The organism is Sporomusa sp. (genome assembly GCF_035561255.1).
Taxonomy (GTDB): Bacteria; Bacillota; Negativicutes; order Sporomusales; family Sporomusaceae; genus Sporomusa.
The window spans coordinates 16,423-33,277 of the sequence record NZ_DATMXX010000290.1; the positions used below are offsets into that span (position 1 = coordinate 16,423).

Annotated in this window: 15 protein-coding genes; all 15 read right to left on the bottom strand. The window is 45.5% G+C overall.

Translation table 11 applies throughout. The features are described from left to right. Nucleotides 1–54 precede the first annotated feature (54 nt). Nucleotides 55–1,800 (bottom strand): NADH-dependent [FeFe] hydrogenase, group A6, encoded by a 1,746-nt coding sequence (locus VN379_RS15760; protein WP_325535539.1) that lies wholly within the window; start codon nucleotides 1,798–1,800, stop codon nucleotides 55–57. Nucleotides 1,801–1,802: 2 nt separating this feature from the next. Further along, complete coding sequence (locus tag VN379_RS15765; RefSeq protein ID WP_325535541.1) at nucleotides 1,803–3,104, bottom strand: complex I 51 kDa subunit family protein; 1,302 nt, start codon at nucleotides 3,102–3,104, stop codon at nucleotides 1,803–1,805. Further along, nucleotides 3,092–3,601, bottom strand: a complete 510-nt coding sequence (locus tag VN379_RS15770; protein WP_325535543.1) for an NAD(P)H-dependent oxidoreductase subunit E — start codon at nucleotides 3,599–3,601, stop codon at nucleotides 3,092–3,094. The genes VN379_RS15765 and VN379_RS15770 overlap by 13 nt, the downstream gene beginning before the upstream one ends. Before the next feature lie 182 nt (nucleotides 3,602–3,783). Then, entirely contained in the window at nucleotides 3,784–4,740 is a 957-nt protein-coding gene (locus VN379_RS15775) for a methylenetetrahydrofolate reductase (protein ID WP_325535545.1), read from the bottom strand. After that, entirely contained in the window at nucleotides 4,737–5,405 is a 669-nt protein-coding gene (locus VN379_RS15780) for a methylenetetrahydrofolate reductase C-terminal domain-containing protein (protein WP_325535547.1), read from the bottom strand. The genes VN379_RS15775 and VN379_RS15780 overlap by 4 nt, the downstream gene beginning before the upstream one ends. Nucleotides 5,406–5,426: 21 nt before the next feature. Then, nucleotides 5,427–5,834, bottom strand: coding sequence for a hydrogenase iron-sulfur subunit (locus VN379_RS15785; protein ID WP_325535549.1), 408 nt, complete (start codon nucleotides 5,832–5,834; stop codon nucleotides 5,427–5,429). Nucleotide 5,835: 1 nt separating this feature from the next. Further along, nucleotides 5,836–8,679, bottom strand: a complete 2,844-nt coding sequence (locus VN379_RS15790) for an FAD-dependent oxidoreductase (protein ID WP_325535551.1) — start codon at nucleotides 8,677–8,679, stop codon at nucleotides 5,836–5,838. A gap of 118 nt (nucleotides 8,680–8,797) precedes the next feature. Continuing rightward, the gene (locus VN379_RS15795; protein ID WP_325535553.1) at nucleotides 8,798–9,661 is read right to left on the bottom strand and encodes a CoB--CoM heterodisulfide reductase iron-sulfur subunit B family protein; all 864 of its coding nucleotides are present in this window, start codon (nucleotides 9,659–9,661) and stop codon (nucleotides 8,798–8,800) included. Next, complete coding sequence (locus VN379_RS15800; protein WP_325535555.1) at nucleotides 9,658–10,251, bottom strand: 4Fe-4S dicluster domain-containing protein; 594 nt, start codon at nucleotides 10,249–10,251, stop codon at nucleotides 9,658–9,660. Before VN379_RS15800 ends, VN379_RS15795 begins: the two co-directional genes overlap by 4 nt. Nucleotides 10,252–10,284: 33 nt before the next feature. Then, nucleotides 10,285–11,076, bottom strand: coding sequence for a methyltetrahydrofolate cobalamin methyltransferase (locus VN379_RS15805; RefSeq protein ID WP_325535558.1), 792 nt, complete (start codon nucleotides 11,074–11,076; stop codon nucleotides 10,285–10,287). Nucleotides 11,077–11,171: 95 nt separating this feature from the next. Further along, nucleotides 11,172–12,140, bottom strand: coding sequence for a CO dehydrogenase/acetyl-CoA synthase subunit delta (gene cdhD, locus VN379_RS15810; RefSeq protein ID WP_325535559.1), 969 nt, complete (start codon nucleotides 12,138–12,140; stop codon nucleotides 11,172–11,174). A gap of 21 nt (nucleotides 12,141–12,161) precedes the next feature. Continuing rightward, on the bottom strand, nucleotides 12,162–12,917 hold the full coding sequence (locus VN379_RS15815) for an AAA family ATPase (RefSeq protein WP_325535561.1): 756 nt from the start codon (nucleotides 12,915–12,917) through the stop codon (nucleotides 12,162–12,164). A gap of 46 nt (nucleotides 12,918–12,963) precedes the next feature. Next, nucleotides 12,964–14,934 carry an ASKHA domain-containing protein gene (locus tag VN379_RS15820; protein ID WP_325535563.1) on the bottom strand — a complete coding sequence of 657 codons (1,971 nt, stop codon included), beginning with the start codon at nucleotides 14,932–14,934 and terminating at the stop codon, nucleotides 12,964–12,966. A 70-nt stretch (nucleotides 14,935–15,004) separates the two neighbouring features. Further along, complete coding sequence (gene acsC / locus VN379_RS15825; protein ID WP_325535565.1) at nucleotides 15,005–16,351, bottom strand: acetyl-CoA decarbonylase/synthase complex subunit gamma; 1,347 nt, start codon at nucleotides 16,349–16,351, stop codon at nucleotides 15,005–15,007. A gap of 126 nt (nucleotides 16,352–16,477) precedes the next feature. Then, nucleotides 16,478–16,855, bottom strand: a 378-nt coding sequence (locus VN379_RS15830; protein WP_422663626.1) for a hypothetical protein, incomplete at its 5' end; no start/stop codon positions are given.

Genomic DNA, 16,855 nt, shown 5'->3' on the forward strand with positions numbered 1-16,855 from the left:
AGGACGGCTATGGGAAGCCGTCCTCATTAACAATCTACAAGCTCTTACTTACTCCTACTTATGGCGGGGATGATAGTGAGTATGAAGAAGTTCATGAGACTTATGGCTAAGCGGTTTACCTAAAAACTCTTCATACAATGCTTTCACTGCCGGATTCTTATGCGACTGACGAATCGGAGTTTCACGATCTGCCTGATAGAGACCTGCCATGCGAGCCTCTTTAGTAGCAGTAGTAGTACCCCACGGCTGGCCGCCGCCGCCAATACAGCCACCTGGGCAGCACATAATCTCAACAAACTGATATTCACATTCGCCGGCTCGAATCTTATCCAGAATCTGGCGGGCGTTTTTAAGACCATTGGCAATGGCTACTTTAACTTTTGTACCATCGAGGTCAACTTCGGCTTCTTTAACGCCAGTCAAACCGCGTATGCCTTCAAAGTCAACATTGGCTAGCTCTTTGCCAGTCACAACTTCATACACTGTACGAAGGGCTGCTTCCATAACGCCACCAGAGGTACCAAAGATAACAGCCGCACCAGTAGACAAACCAAGCGGAGCGTCGAATTCTTCATCTGTCAGCTTATTGAAGTCAAATCCTGACTGTTTAATCATCCGGGCCAACTCACGTGTGGTCAAAACAATGTCCACATCGCGATAGCCGCTACCATTCATTTCAGGACGGGCGCTCTCATGTTTCTTAGCAACGCAAGGCATGATAGACACAGATACTATTTTGCTGGCATCAATACCAGCTTTTTGCGGATAATAGGTTTTAGCCAATGCACCAAACATTTGTTGCGGTGATTTGCAGCTTGACACATTAGGCAATAAATCTGGATAGAATGTCTCAACAAAGTTAACCCACCCAGGGCTGCAAGAGGTAATAAGCGGCAAAACACCACCATGACTCATTCTTTCTAACAGCTCGCTACCTTCTTCCATAATGGTTACATCGGCAGCGAAATCGGTATCAAACACTTTATCAAAACCTAAGCGCCGGAGAGCAGCCACCATTTTGCCTGTAGCAATACTGCCTGAACCCATACCGAATTCCTCACCCAATGCTACCCGGACAGCCGGAGCGACTTGGACAATAACATGTTTGTCGGCATCAGCAAGCGCCTGCCAAACCTTTTCGCTATCATCTTTTTCATATAATGCGCCTACCGGACAAACCGAAATACATTGTCCGCAATATACGCAGGTAGTATCTTGAAGCGGCCGGTCAAAAGCAGTGGTCACTTCGTATTCAACTGAGCGGTGGGCAGTATTGATGGCACCAACGGTTTGAACCTCCTGGCACATCTCAACACAGCGTCCGCATTTTACACATTTCGCCATGTCGCGGACAATAACGCCATTAGAATCCTCAATAGGTATTTGTTTAGGCTGGTTTTCAAATAATGGTTTGCTAATACCAAAATCTCTTGCTAACTGTTGCAGTTCGCAATTTGTACTTCTAATACATTTTAAGCAGTCCTGCGGGTGTTCAGCCAAGATAAGCTCAAGAACATCTTTCCTAGCCTGGCGAACCGACGGACTGTTAGTGATAAACTCGGCACCGTCCCAAACCTCATTACCACAAGCAGTCTTAAGTTTCTTCTGACCTTTCATCTCTACTACGCATACCCGGCAGGTAGCACGCACTTTCAGGTCAGGATGATAGCACAATACAGGAATATCTATACCAACCATTTTTGCGGCATCCAGGATAAGTGTGGTTTCTGGACATGATACAGGAATACCGTCAATTGTAATATTTACTATCTTGTTAGGATCTGAAGCATGATGGCCCATCACTACTCACCCCTTTCCTGTTCAGTAAAGCAAACTTGCGCCGGACATTTCTTATTCAGGTGATCCTCAAATTCAGCTTTGAAAAGCTTCCAGCAGGTATTTAAGGCAACTGCCGCCGACTGACCCAGACCACAGAATGAGGCATTGGTCATTGTATCAATCATTCGCTTAAGGACTACCATATCCTCCTTGGTCGCTTCACCTTCAGAAAGTTTGCAAAGTATTGCATAAATTTGCTTGTTACCTTCCCGGCAAGGAGTACATTTACCGCAGGACTCATGGATAAAGAATTCGGTGACCCCTTTTAAATAATCAATTACACAGACATCTTCATCCATAACCACGATTGCGCCGGAGCCAACGCTCAAGCCGGCGTTGCGAAGCGCTTTATAACAATACATAGTGTCTAATTGCGCCTCAGCCCCTATCGGACCTGACTGACCACCGAGATGGAAGAATTTAAGTTTTTTGCCGTTAGGAATACCACCGCCCATTTCTGGATCATAGATGGCATCACGCAGGTTCACACCAAAAGGAATTTCATATACGCCGCGGTTAACAACATTGCCTGACAGGCAAATAAGTTTTGTACCACCACTGTCTTTGGTGCCGTAGCTCAGGTATTTATCACCGCCATCCAGAACAATTGTCGGGATATTGGAGATTGATTCCACATTATTAACAAGTGTCGGCATGAGGAACAATCCGACTTCAGCCAAATGCGGGGGTTTAATGCGTGGACGTCCGGCTTTACCTTCAATGGAGTTAAGGAGCGCCGAGTTTTCACCACATACATAAGCGCCGGCACCGGTCATAATATGAATATTAAACTCAAAATCAGTACCCATAATGTTTTTGCCAAGATAACCAGCCTTTACAGCGTTATCAATGGCACTCTGGAAAACCTTTTGAATAGCACGGTATTCACCGCGAATGTAGATATAGCCGTCATGGGAATTGAAAACATGCCCGGAGATGGTCATACCTTCGATTACTCTAAGTGGATCCTGACCTAGCAACAACTTATCCTTAAACGTACCTGGCTCGCCTTCATCGGCATTAATAACAATATATTTCGGGAACTCCGGGATTTCCAGTAATTGTTCCCATTTGGAACCAGCCGGATAAGCAGCGCCACCGCGACCTAACAATTTAGCCTTTTTAACTTCGCTAATAATTTCTTCCGGCGTCATAGTGAAAGCTTTTTTTAGACCTTCATACCCGCCTGCTTTCACATAGTCTTCAACAGAATCGGGTCTGATTACGCCGCAATTACTTGAAATAAGTTTATTTATTTTTGACATGAGGACACCCCCCGGTAACTAGTAACAACCTCGGCTACTTTAGCCGCTGTCAGGTTACCATATACTTCATCGCCAATTTTGGCTACCGGACCAATGTCACAGGCGCCAACGCAACTGGTGTGCATCAGGGTGAACAGGTTATCGGGAGTGGTCTCGCCCAGTTTTATACCCAATACTTCTTCAAACAGTTTAACTACAGCGTCAGCTTTTGTGACATGACAGGGTGTACTTTTGCAGATCTCAATGACATATTTGCCGTGAGGCTTTATGTTGAACATTGCATAGAAGGTAAGAACATCATGTACTTTGCTAATAGGCAGATCCAGTTGACAAGCTACCACTTCAGCCCATTCCTCAGCTACATAATTCTCTCCTGAAGCACACTGAATATCCAGGAGAATAGATAACAATTGTTCTTTCGCTTTACCGTACTTATTAATGATGGCCAGGACTTTCTCATATTTCCCGATAATTTCTAATGCTTGATCTTTTGTCACTTTTGAACACATGCTTTTTATCTCACCCTTTCCTATGACCTCTTAAGGCTACGGAGAATAAAGCTGTTATACTTTCAAAACAATATAGAGTCAGCCAGTATTCCAGCTGACCCCATACCTCATTGCATTTGCTCCGGACAAGCTAATACTTGATCCGCTACTTTTGAAATTGTCCTATTTATTTAAACTTTAGGACGCGGCAGGAATCCAGCACCTTTTACAATCTCAGGTAATGCGGCTTCCCAGCCAACAGGCATAATATGAATACCCGCAACACCAGGGATTTTTTTGAGCTCGTTGCACATTTCGATAGCAACCTGGATACCCTCTTTTTTCGGATCCTCGGCTTTTTTCATCCGTTCAATAAGACTGTCAGGTATTTCCATACCGGCAACGTCTTTTTTCATATACTGCAGCGCTTTTACCGAACGTACCGGCAAAATACCGGCTGTAATCTTGGTTCTTTCATGAATACCACGTGCTACTACCATTTCCATGAAACGGGCAAACTTTTCAAGATCAAATATTGCCTGAGTCTGGATAAAATCAGCACCAGCATTCACTTTCTTTTCAAGACGAATTGCCCGGAATTCAAACGGGTCGCCAAAAGGATTCTCTACAGCACCGATAAAAAACCGTGGTTCATTGGTTTTTATCGGGGCGTCAGACAAATACTTTTTCTCATCCCGCATCTTCCTGACCATCGCAATTAATTGCACAGAGTCAACGTCATATACATTTTTACTTGTTGGATGATTACCAAAGGACTGGTGGTCACCGCTTAAGCACAACACATCGCGGATGCCAATGCTATAGGCACCCAGCAAATCACTCTGCATGGCAATCCGGTTACGGTCCCGGCAAGTCATCTGAATAATTGGCACACCGCCGCCTTTGAGTACATGGACACCGGCAGCAATACTGGACAACCGTACAATGGCAGTCTGATTGTCAGTAAGGTTAAATGCATCAACGATGTCTTTTAACTCGTGGGCATGGTGCTCTAATTCATGTCCGTCAGAATGTTGGGGTGGCCCAAGCTCACCTGTTACCACGAAATGACCTAAGGAGTACAGTTTCTCTAGTTTACTTTCTGTCTTTAAAACAGCTTCTTTATCAAGGGCTACTGCTTCGCTCATAACCGCACATCCTCCCTCACAATTTTGCGGGGACCGCCGTCTCTGTTCTTTGCCCAGTTTTTAGCCGGCAGTACTTCGGTCATCATGTCCAGACGCCCCTGACCTTTGAGGCGGTCATAGATAAGCTGCCATGCGCAGGGAGTATCTTTACTGATCTCACACACTCCGCCTTGTGAACCACCGCAAGGGCCGTTCATGAGGCTCTTGGAACAGCGAATAACCGGGCATACACCGCCTGTTTTAGCAAGTACACACTCACCACATAGCATACAGCGTTCTTCCCAGATTCCATGTTCAATTGCAGCACCTGCAAATTTAGTGTTCTGTCCAGGTACAAAGATAATCTCAGGATAGTTCTCTGCCATAAACTGCACACCAACACCGCAGGCCATGGACACAACTGCATCCACATCTTTTAGATGTTCTTTAAATCTGACAACATATTCAGGATCACACTGACGTTCATAGGTTGCCGTTTCGATTTGCATCGGCTGACCATCAACTTCCATTTTCATTCGAAGAGCACTAGCCATAATGTCAGTTTCCTTCTGTCCGCCAGACAGACAGACGGTAACACAACCGCCACATCCGGCAACAAGCACTTTCTTCGCGCCTTTTATGGCCTCGGCAATTTCTTCAATTGGCTTTATTTCTGCAACTATCATATCGCTTGACTCGTCTCCTTTCTAGGCCTTCCGGGCCTTAAGCGGACTCGGACCTAATTTTTCAAGCAGTCCGGCCATATCCCGGGCGATCTGGGCGAAACGCGGACCATGAGTTCCGGATACGTTATACATAACTAAACGCTCTCCACCAACCCCGACTTGATCCAGTATTTCCTTGATATGCTCTAAACGTTTCCGGGCACGTGAACTACCTTTCACGTTCATGCACTCATGCTCAGGACAGCCAGCGACAAATACGGCATCAGCGCCTTTCTCAAAGGCCTCTAACAGCAGTCTGCCGTCAACTTTACCAGCGCAAGGCAACTCAACAGTTTCAATTTTAACGTTAACGTCGGCCGGAGGACCAAGGTCAGAGCTGATCAACGCACACAAGCGACAAACAAATCCAACTACTTTAATATCACTCATTTCAACCCACCTCCGTCAACGCGGTCTCAACCCGTGCGAGTACCTCATCGTCCTGGTAATGATGTACAAAAATTGCCTTGTTCGGACATTCGGACGCGCACATCCCACAACCGCGACAGTCTGCAGGAGGAATATAAGCAGCACCCATTTCCTTTTTATCCCGTGTTATCTGCGGAATGGTGTAAGGGCAAGTCCGTACACAGGTCAAACATGCTGCACATTTATCCCATTCGACCTCAGCAACCATACCACCCATCATAAGTGCCGGCTGTGCCAAAATACGTGCTGCACGACCAGCAACCCCTTTGGCCTGAGTCAGGCAATCCACAACTGATTTCGGGCCATGGGCCGCACCTGCTATAAAAATACCACCGCCAGGGAAGGCAATTGTACCGAAATTAGAGTGAGTTTCTGAAAGGAAACCGTCTGCATTAACCTGAATTTTAAACAAATCAGCCATTTGCTTGGCTTCCAGCGATGCTGTCTGAGCAACTGCCAAAATCACCTGGTCAGGTTTTAGTGTCAAAGTCAATCCAGATTGAGGATCAACCACAGCCATAGACAGATTGCCGGCATTGTCTTTTACTAACTCAGGTTTAGCCGTTTCTTCATAGTGAACAAACACTACACCAGCTTTACGTGCATCCCGGTATTTTAGTTCAAGGTAACCAGGTGTGCGAATATCGCGAGACAGTACATACACTTTAGCCTCTGGATTTTCCTCTTTAATCTTTGTAGCAGCATATATTGTCTCGCCGCAGCAGGTACGGCTGCAATACTTATGTTCCTCATTCCGGGAACCAACACATTGTACAAAGACATAGGTGGCTTCACCCTTAGCCGGCATACGACCATCTGTCAATCGATACATAGCCTCAACGCCGGTAATTACCCGCTGGTCCTGACCATACAGATATTCTGAAGGAACATAGGTAGTAGTACCTGTAGCCAGAACAACTACACCATGTTCAATCTTTTTAGTAGTCTTAACCTGACCTTGGCCAGTAGCAACAGTAGTTATAAAATGGCCTTGGCGACCGCTAAACTCCGCAGCCTCCGAATCAAGTAAAACCTCAATCTTGTCATTTTTCTGTACTTGCTTTTCCAGATTCTCAACTGTCTGCTTAAGATCTTGCGTCTCTAAGCTACCGGTAAGATCACGAACATATCCACCCAGCACAGAAGATTTCTCAACAATAGTACAGCCATAGCCACGATCTGCTAAAGCCAAAGCAGTAGCTATACCGCTAACACCGCCACCCACAACAAGAGCGCGGGGAATCACCGGTTCGGCGTGCCATCTCAGCGGTTTAAATGCTTTTACATCACTCACAGCACGAGTCGTTACCGCAATAGCCGCTTTAGTAGCCTTCTCCGTATTATTGTCCCAAACCTTAGCCGGGACATCTGCCATTTCAACAAGCATCCGGTTTAGGCCGGCCGCTTGTGCAGTTTCCTGAAAAAGATTCAGGTTATGCTTTAAAACGCAGGGGGAAACGACAATACGGTTAAGCCCTTGCGTAGCAATAAGCTTTTGAATCTTCGCAATGGCATCAGGCTGACAAGCTGCTTGCTCACATTCAACTATAGTTACACCTGCCTGACCCTGAGCAGATGTTGTTACACTATTTACATCTGCCCCCATAGCAGCTAAGCCGCTTTTACAAAGAAAAACGCCAACCCGTATAGGTTCTTGGCTGATATCACGCTCAGGGGTAGGTTTACGACCTGGACGACCTTCCGGTTTTCCTAATGCACGTGTGGTAGCTGCTGCTGCTGCACTAGCCAAAGACATAGTCTCGGGGACGTCAAGCGGGCCTTGGCTACCGCCAACTGAGAAAATACCAGGCCGTTTGGTAGTAACAGGCTCAAGCGGATCAACCTGAACAAAACCAAACTGGTTAAGTGGAATTTGCAAAATTGCGGCAGTTTCTTTTAAACGGGTAGACGGACGAATACCTGCTGCAAGTACAACCAGGTCAAACTCTTCTTTAACCGGTTTACTAGCAGCAGCATAGTTGATTGATAATTTTTCAGTTACAGGATCTTCTTTTACCTCAGAAATCATGGTACGTACATAATTAGTACCTAATTCCTGTGCGCGTGCCAAAAAGGTATCAAAGTTCTTACCACACGCTCTTAAGTCAAGATAATATACAGTGACATCGGTTTTGGGAGCAAACTCTTTGGCCAATATAGCTTCTTTAGCCGTAAACATACAGCAAATAGCTGAGCAATATTCGCCCTTGGAAACTACATCCCGGGAACCAACACATTGTATAAAAGCGATTTTCTCCGCACATTTTCCGTCTGACGGGCGTCTGATGCAGTCTGAACGATAGCGACTTTCGGATAGTAGATGCTCAAATTCTAAACTGGTAATAACATTCTTATAATACCCATATCCGTATTCGCCTTTTTGGGATACGTCATACATGCTGAAACCGGCTGCCAGAATAACCGCTCCGACGACGAGTTTTTGGGTGCGCTTGCCTGTTGCGACATCGCTGATGATAGCCTGGAAGTGACCTACATCCCCCTGTAATTCAACCAGCTTGCTGCTGGAATAAACATGAACAAGAGGATTGTTGCAGGCGCGGGTAATGAGTGACCCCAATACCGTACTGGATGCGTGGAGATTACCGCCTAAATACAAAGCAGAAATATTTACCTGATCGCCCCAAACACATGCGGCTTGGCCGCTTTGTTCTGAAGAGTCTATCAATTTTCCGCCAAGATTTGCTTCATCTGTTACCAAATGAACAGGGTATCCTGCCCCAGCTAATTCCAGAGCCGCTTGCAGACCGGCAATGCCACCGCCAATAACGAGCACATCCTTTTGCATGGCTCTCACTGCCTTTCGATAAAATATCTTTACTTCACCATCATTGCTAATAAGGTCGTATAACCACAGAGAAACCGGACATAGCTATATAATAGTTCTGCCGGTTTCTCTGAATTGGTTACAACAACTGCAATGATGTCAAGAGCGGTATGGGATCAACAATATGTTTCTTCATCCATTTTTTTGCTTCAGGATGTCCGAAACTAATCCCCAGCAATTCGGTGAAGAAAAAGATTGGTATAGGTTTCTGTATTTCTTTCTGCCGGGTTTCTAAAGTCATCTGACACAATGGACATGCTGTCACAATCGCATCGGCGCCTGCCCGTTGAGCGGCAGTTACCAGGTTTTTAGTTATCTCATAAACGACATCAGTCCGTGGCACTGTCAGGCTGCCGCCACAGCAGTCAGTTTTATATGACCACCGTTTTACATCAGCCCCGGCCAACTTCATCAGTTGGTCCATAGCCTGCGGTTGTTCAACATCGTCAAAGGCTACATAAGTAGGTCTGGTAAGAAGACAGCCATAATAAGGGGCCAGTTTAAGCCCCTTAAGAGGCTTTTTAACCTTCTCACCAACTTTCCCTATATACTCTTTCCTCATAATAACTTCCAACGGGTGTGTGACATGAACAGTACCATTGTATGACGATCCCATTATGCTTTTAAGTTCTTCATTGGCATCCTGTGCTTCTGGAGTACCTTCACGGCAATAATGGTCAGCACCTTTTACAAGATTATAACAGGCAGCACATGGCAATACAAGTTCTTTTTGCTGTTCGGCTTCAGCAATAATAAGATTCCTCAGCGGCAAAGCAAGTGCAAGAAATCTGTCGGTGGAGTGACCGGCGGTAGCTCCACAGCAATTCCATTCTGGAAGTTCAGCTAACTCCAATCCTAATGCATCAAATACAGCCTCGGTAGCCATATTGTATTCAGCCGCAGTGGAGTGTAGCGAACAGCCTGGATAATAGCCTAGTTTCATCGCGCCTTTTTCTCCTTTGCTTTTTGGAATATTTTCTTGACTTCGCCCTTCCGCCGCTTGAGGGCATTATGTGGCAAAAATGGCATTTTGCCCCGCTTTGTCATTTCTTTGCCGAGATCCATGTCAGCCAAATAAGTTCCTGTACACAATTTGTAAAGTCCCATGAGTCCAAGTTCATAGCCCCGGCCTTCGCCGCCGATTACCGGAAACCCTTTCATGGAATCAAGAAACAATTCGTAAAACAACTTAACGTTGTAATGACTTGCCGGAATTTTGTCTTCAGCAATGGTCTCCATTTTAATAGTGTCCATGACCTTTGATGTGTCAATTCCGTTCGGACAGCGCACTGCGCAGGTTTTACAACCAACGCAGAGCCATGGAGTGTTGGACTTATAGACCTTATCCTTTTCTCCCAGCTGAATCATCCGCAAAATCTCATAATTGTTATGTTCCATGACAAAATTTATCGGACAGCCACCAGCGCACTTCATGCAATGATAACACGAAGTAATCGGTTGATGAGATTTTTCCTCAATTTCCTGGCAGAAAGAAGCTTTACCCTTAGTGGGTAGATTCACCGTTGACATCATTGACCTCCTTTCCTGGGCGTAAACCCAGCGGTATTACCGCTGTCTGAACACCTTAGCGTAGGAGTCGCAGTAAATGTCTTGGTTGAGGATTAAGCGTGCAGTAGCAATAGCATCAACAAGCGCTTCATCGTTAGCGTCGCAGATTGCGGAGTCAAGGCCGGCAGTCATTGCCATTACAGCAAAAGTACGGTTAATAAGCGGACGATGCGGGCTCTTTTGTGAAATGTTGGAAAGACCAACTGTAGTTTTGGGAGGAGGATTAGAAATCATTTTGATTTGGCGAATTGTTTCTAACGCTTCAACACCATGTTCCTGAGCTACGTTAACTGGCAAAATGATCGGGTCAATGAAAAGGTTATCAGGTTGTAAGCCATATGCTTCAGCATTAGCTACAAACTCCATAGCCATAGCAACACGGTCTTCTGCGCTCTTAGGAATACCAACTTTATTGATGCACAGGCAGACAACATCAGCTTGGTATTTAGCAGCCATCGGGAACACACGATCAATTTTTTCCTGCTCGCAGCCGATAGAGTTAATCAATGCGCCTGGTTTGCCATAAGCGATAAGGGCAGCTTCCATAGCATCATAGTTCGTAGTGTCGATAGCAAGAGGCAGGTCAGTGACATCTTTTACCACACTAACCATCCAAGGAAGATCAATTGTTTGGTCTTCGGAGTTAGGTCCGGTGTTGACGTCAAGATAGTTAGCGCCACCTTCTTTTTGTTTAGCAGCCCATTCTTGTAGAGGCTTCGGGTCATGCTCCCGAATAGCTAACCCGATGTCCTTGAACATACCGTTAATTCTCTCGCCTATAATAAGCATTAGTAAATCCTCCTCGATTTTATTATATTAAGTTAAGGAAACCGCAGAATAAAGAGATGCATTACCGTACCCTTGTGGAATTTAGTTGATGAAGATTAGATTTCAGGTTTAATCATTAATTCTTCAACGTTTTTCTTAACAAGACGAACAGCTTCCGGATGGCGAAGAACCATTACGTGAGCGCCACCCTGGAAAAGACCGGTAGCAGTCATAGCTTCCCATAGGATAGCGCGGTCGGCCTGGTTACCCCAGTTAGGGAAGTCTTCTTCAGAAGCAACAGCTTCTTTAGCACGCCATGCTTCATAACCAACCTGGCAGATTACCGGTTGGGACAGCATTTTGTCGCCGGCAAGTGCGCCAAGACGGCCGCGTTCAAGGATCGAGTATGTGTATTCAATACCATAACCAAGAGCAGCAGTACTTGGATCGATAAGAACGTTTTCAGCAGACAGGCCAAGTTCTGAGATAAGAATATTCAGCTGTTTGCAGATGTTGATATCAAGTGGGCTTTGAGCCAGTACTTTGTGCTTATGAACCATAGCAGCAGCAGCAACTGACTTGTAGCTATCTTGTTTTGCTAAACCGATAAGCAGGTTTTCACCAGCAGCAGCTTCTGCAACAACAGGCAGAACAGCGTTGTCTTTCTCATCGTCGCCACAACCAACCACAATTAGAGGTACGCCAACAGCGGCAAGTACATCTTTAACAATTTTGGCACAATCTTCAGGGCTCTTGTTGGCGTTATCGGGATGAGCTCCGGCAAGTTTAAGATAGACCAGGTCAGCGCCGAATTCTACAGCCTTCTTAGCCCATGCAACAGGATTATCAATAACATCGGCATATACTTCATTCAAAACAGGATGCCAGCCTGGATTAATGTCCTGAATTTCAATTGCAATTACAGGTTTTAAAGGCATGTCGCCTTCGAACTGAAGAAACGGCATAGTAGTTTCGCCACCAACGGTTACGGTGCTGGTACGAGTACCACCCTGTTCTTTAGTTGCACCAAGGGTAACGGTATTGATTTTACCGGAATATCTTTCTTTCAACATATTAGTTGCCATAGTTACGCTCCTTCCAAACTTCTAGATTTCTACTTTTTTACAAATGGCGTTAACCGCCTGTACAGCCACCGAGCTGTCTGGTAAATCAAACAGCGGTTGGCTTAATAAGTCATATTTTGCTACCAGTGGGTCATTAGGGATTACACCGATTAACTCAAGACCGGTTTTATCAATCTCACCTTGTAAGGCAGCGATATCCTCGTCATTTTGAGTTTTAGTAACAATCAAATAGATCTTTTTAACATCAGATTTCAGTGTATCAACAAGTTGGCGCACTCGGCCGGCCGAACGTATACTCCGGGCTGAAGCATCACTAATTACAAACATGTAATCAATATCCTGAGTTACGCGGCGGCTGATATGTTCCAAACCAGCCTCATTGTCCATAAGTACATAGCCGTAATTTTTGCCCAGTTTATCCATATAGCCTTTAAGCAGGTTATTAGGAAAACAATAGCAGCCAGGACCCTCTGGTCCCCCCATCACCAGCATATCAACATTGTCTGATTCAACTAATGAGGCTTGGAGTTTATATTCAATGTATGTTTCCTGGGTCATACCGGCAGGAATATTCTTCGGGTTTTTAGTACTTGTTATCATCTCGGATATAGTTTGTTCTACGTCCATACCCAAGGCCTCATTCAGATTCGCATTGGCATCAGCGTCAACCGCGAGAATGGAACCTTTATTGTTTTTAACAAGATACCGAATGAGTAATGCCGTAAACGTAGTTTTACCGGTACCGCCCTTTCCTGCCACTGCTATATGTTTTGCCATGTCTTGAAACTCCTTTCAATACGCCCAAACACCAGTTTCATATGCCTTACAGACTGACATTGGGAAATAAAGTTAAATCAGTATGCGGTATAAACAATGATGAGACAAATTCATCCATAAACAAGTTTCCAACCGACAATTCAATGTACGTCATCTTTCCTGCAAGATTATTGGCTTCAGTCCAGGCATCCTCTGATAACAGAGCCATACAGGCACCTTTGGCCGAGGTATTACCTACATACTTGTATTTCTCAATAGGTATATCAGGTAACAAGCCAATGGCGATTGCATCAGGGATATTAAGGTAATTGCCAAAACCACCTGCCACATAAATATGTTCGATACTCTCAAGCTCAAATCCAACTACACTTAGGAGCGTACGGATTCCGGCATAAACTGCGCCTTTCGCTCTTAGCAGGTTTTTCACATCGGCTTCACAGATGACAATATCGCGGTCAATATCTGTATCTTCCTGCCAGACTAATACATACTCCGGTCCAGTTTCGCCAATACGCATCCGCTCAGTGGGGAGAGTGACCTGAAATTTTCCAGCCCGGTCAATGATACCAGTGCGCCGAAGCTTAGCCAGGCAATCAATCAGACCTGAACCACAGATACCAATCGGTTTGCCGTTATTGATTGTAGAATAAGATACTTCATAGGTTTGAGGATCTATTTGCAGGCGTTCAATTGCACCATGCATAGCCCTCATACCAAAAATTATTCCTGACCCTTCAAAGGCCGGACCAGCTGAACAGGAACATGTTACCAGCCAATCACCAGAGCCTAACACCATTTCGCCGTTTGTACCAATATCAATCAGCAGAGATATTGGGGCATCGGCGTTGCCCATACCGGTAAACAAAGTTCCTGAAACAATATCGCCGCCAACATAACTTGCCACTGACGGATAGCTAAATACCAGCGCATCAGCATTCACTCTAAGCCCTAATTCCTGTGCCTTAACAACCGGAAAGAAGTTAGCTGTCGGAATATAAGGCTCCAGACGGATGAACTTGGGGTTAATCCCCAGGAACAAGTGCGCCATAGTGGTGTTGCCTGCTGTCATCATTACCCGGATATCAGTTTCTTTAATATGCCTTTGTTTTATCAGTAAGTCCGTAATCAAGGTGTTTATGGTATCGATGATACTTTGGTGAATGGTCTTTAAACCGTCAGTTTCATCAACGGCATAGACAATACGACTAATAACATCGTCACCAAAACGTGCCTGGCGGTTATGAGTTCCTGCAGTTTCAACAACTCTACCTTTTTCCAGGTCAAGGAGGTAGGCTACTACGGTAGTAGTGCCAATATCGACAGCTATACCGTATAGAGGCTGATGGCCATGACCTGGCTCAACAGCAATTACTTCAGCCTTACCACCAACCTCGGATAGCAGTACAGTCACTTTAAAATGGGCAGCCCGGAGGATTTCTCCCAAATTTCGAATGATCGGGAGGGAAATATTAATATCCGTACACTTCGTTTCTTTCCTAAGAGCCAAAGTCAATCGATTAAGGTCATCACGGTTGTCCTGAAGGTTAGCAACAGGCAAGGTCAGCCTGATACGCCGGCAGAGTGCCTTGAGCGGATAACCATTAAGCGGACTTTCCTGCTTTTCCAGAAATAGTTCTTTAAGCTGCCATACATGCAGTAAATAGTTGCTCAGAGCTTCTGAAATACCACCATTTAACTGATTGTCTTCAACAAGCACCTGATTTTTACTCATAACCGAGGCTTTTGGTATCTCTACCACTAAATCCTCGTCTTGAACTAATGTCTGGCAGGCTAAATTGAATCCCTGCTCAGCAATCTTTGCTGCCAAATGGCTGTCTCGTCTGGCTTTTGCAGTGCCGCTCGTAATATGGACAACGCATTTACCGCATGTCCCGTCACCACCGCAAGGGGCTTTTATTTCAATATTAGCTTTGCCTGCTGCAGTAAGTAAATCAGTACCTGAATCGACCTCGACTTTAACTCCTGCGGGAAGAAATGTTACGAATCGTTTGTTCATCCTGAATACCCTCCTGATTCGTTGAGCAAGGCTGCTAATTAGCATTCAGACAACAAGCTTTTGGAATTTATTATTTCATAAGGTGTGGGTAACGTGCTTTGGCAAAAGCCGGAATGCCAGCAGCTTCCTGCGGTCCAACGATTACGTCTAAACCGGATTTTTCTTTCAGTTTGCCGCTGATAATGGCAACATACCCTGGAATAACAATGCTGTTGTGGTTAACTTTGTCCATGATACCGATGTTCTTGATGAACTCGGCAATAGGTTCAGCAACGAATTTACCTGCGGCCCAGGCAGTAAGAACCGAAGAACCGTCAGTATCGACAGCTACAATGTAGCCTGGAATTTTACTTGCAGCAACTTCGCCTTCAACAGCAAAGTAGGTAAGTGCAAAGTTGGTACAAACATATACAGGGGAGTCGGGGCCAACATTGCCGATTTCATAAACCTTGCTCGACTCAACAGCCATTGGTTTCTGCGGGTCGGTGTAGATATTCATGCGCCATGCCATCAATGGCAGCAATTTAGCCTTCTCATCAACCTTGAGGCAAATAATGCTGGCATATTTAGCAACATAGGTAGCAGCTTCAACGATTTCTTCTTTCGCATCAGTAGCTAGAGTGCAGGCCAGCATTGGGTAACCAAACGGACGGAACTTCTTCTTGATAGCCAGACGACGGGCATTGACCATCTCAGCCAGTGTCTTAGCTTGTTGCTTGTTGCCAAAATCAATAACAAGCTCTTTATATTGAGCAGCCACTTTTTCAACTAAAGCGGCGGTGTCGTCAAGACCATTGCCTTTTACTACTACCGGGCAGTTATTAGCTTTTGCAAGCGCTACCACTTTTTCCCAGTTTTCTGCAGTTGCAGCATGAAGCAGTGGCTTCTTAGCAGCCACGGCCGGAACAGCAGCTTCCAAACCAGCTACATCAGCAGCCAGCAAGAGCGCAAAGTTAGCTTTAGCAGCTACAGCCTCAACAGCAGCCTTATAGGTAGCAGCGTTGCCGGAGCAGTTAGTGATAGCAACCATATCAATGGCAATTCTTTGACCAACACGATCCATTACAAGGTCGTTGATCTTCGCAATCTTTGCGTCCAGTTCAGCACCGGAAAGGGTGTCGGAAATTTGGATTGCGAAAGCAGTCGGATGATAGAAGGTTTTGTCATGACGGAAGAGGACAGTTTCGTCTCCCAGTACAATTTCCTGTTCGCCTACACCTACTTTTATAGTACGAACTGGAGGTGCAGTTGCCGCACCGAGGGTTTCTTTAGCAGCCTCAGTTGCATGCGGGCACATGTCAAGTGATGCTTTACCATTAGCCATTGCCATTGCAAAAGCTAAGCAGGTAGGTGAACCGCAGTCTTTACAGTTGGTTTTAGGTAGTTGTTTGAAGATATCCAAACCTGTTAATGCCATTTTCTCTTCTCCTTTCGAATATAAGCACTTCAAATAATATGAGAACCGGGACACATCTGAACCTTATGCTTTTACAGTCCCAAGATGTGTCCCGAATTCATCCTTAAATTAAGTAACTGGGGTTAATTACATCATTGGGTCCATTGCGAGAGCCGGATGTTGTTTTTCTTCAAGGAACGGGAGAATTGCTTCTTCATCGGTGCCAACAGTTTCGTCAGCAATTTTTTCAACGAAGTCAGCGCCAAGGCCTGCAGCTACAGCAGCATCAACCAGATCTTGACCCAAGAATTCTTTGAGTTCTTTCGGCATCCAGACAACACGTGCCAAGCCACCGTCTGCTGGAATAAACTTAGCGCTGCAGAGGTAACGACGGCCCATTCCCATGAAACCTGGGGTTTGAACACCGCCGCCGCAAGTACCGGCCAAACCGGAGAAGGTCATACCGCAAGGGGTTTCACCAGTGTGTTCACGAGTGGTGACCATGACACCATTACACAGCGGTAG

What these genes read in the sequence shown, in the direction of transcription:
- VN379_RS15805 (WP_325535558.1), bottom strand. Translation starts at nt 11,076, where the DNA reads ATGCTTATTATAGGCGAGAGAATTAACGGTATGTTCAAGGACATCGGG.
- VN379_RS15820 (WP_325535563.1), bottom strand. Translation starts at nt 14,934, where the DNA reads ATGAACAAACGATTCGTAACATTTCTTCCCGCAGGAGTTAAAGTCGAG.
- acsC (WP_325535565.1), bottom strand. Translation starts at nt 16,351, where the DNA reads ATGGCATTAACAGGTTTGGATATCTTCAAACAACTACCTAAAACCAAC.
- cdhD (WP_325535559.1), bottom strand. Translation starts at nt 12,140, where the DNA reads ATGGCAACTAATATGTTGAAAGAAAGATATTCCGGTAAAATCAATACC.
- VN379_RS15775 (WP_325535545.1), bottom strand. Translation starts at nt 4,740, where the DNA reads ATGAGCGAAGCAGTAGCCCTTGATAAAGAAGCTGTTTTAAAGACAGAA.
- VN379_RS15780 (WP_325535547.1), bottom strand. Translation starts at nt 5,405, where the DNA reads ATGATAGTTGCAGAAATAAAGCCAATTGAAGAAATTGCCGAGGCCATA.
- VN379_RS15800 (WP_325535555.1), bottom strand. Translation starts at nt 10,251, where the DNA reads ATGATGTCAACGGTGAATCTACCCACTAAGGGTAAAGCTTCTTTCTGC.
- VN379_RS15790 (WP_325535551.1), bottom strand. Translation starts at nt 8,679, where the DNA reads ATGCAAAAGGATGTGCTCGTTATTGGCGGTGGCATTGCCGGTCTGCAA.
- VN379_RS15795 (WP_325535553.1), bottom strand. Translation starts at nt 9,661, where the DNA reads ATGAAACTAGGCTATTATCCAGGCTGTTCGCTACACTCCACTGCGGCT.
- VN379_RS15760 (WP_325535539.1), bottom strand. Translation starts at nt 1,800, where the DNA reads ATGGGCCATCATGCTTCAGATCCTAACAAGATAGTAAATATTACAATT.
- VN379_RS15765 (WP_325535541.1), bottom strand. Translation starts at nt 3,104, where the DNA reads ATGTCAAAAATAAATAAACTTATTTCAAGTAATTGCGGCGTAATCAGA.
- VN379_RS15815 (WP_325535561.1), bottom strand. Translation starts at nt 12,917, where the DNA reads ATGGCAAAACATATAGCAGTGGCAGGAAAGGGCGGTACCGGTAAAACT.
- VN379_RS15785 (WP_325535549.1), bottom strand. Translation starts at nt 5,834, where the DNA reads ATGAGTGATATTAAAGTAGTTGGATTTGTTTGTCGCTTGTGTGCGTTG.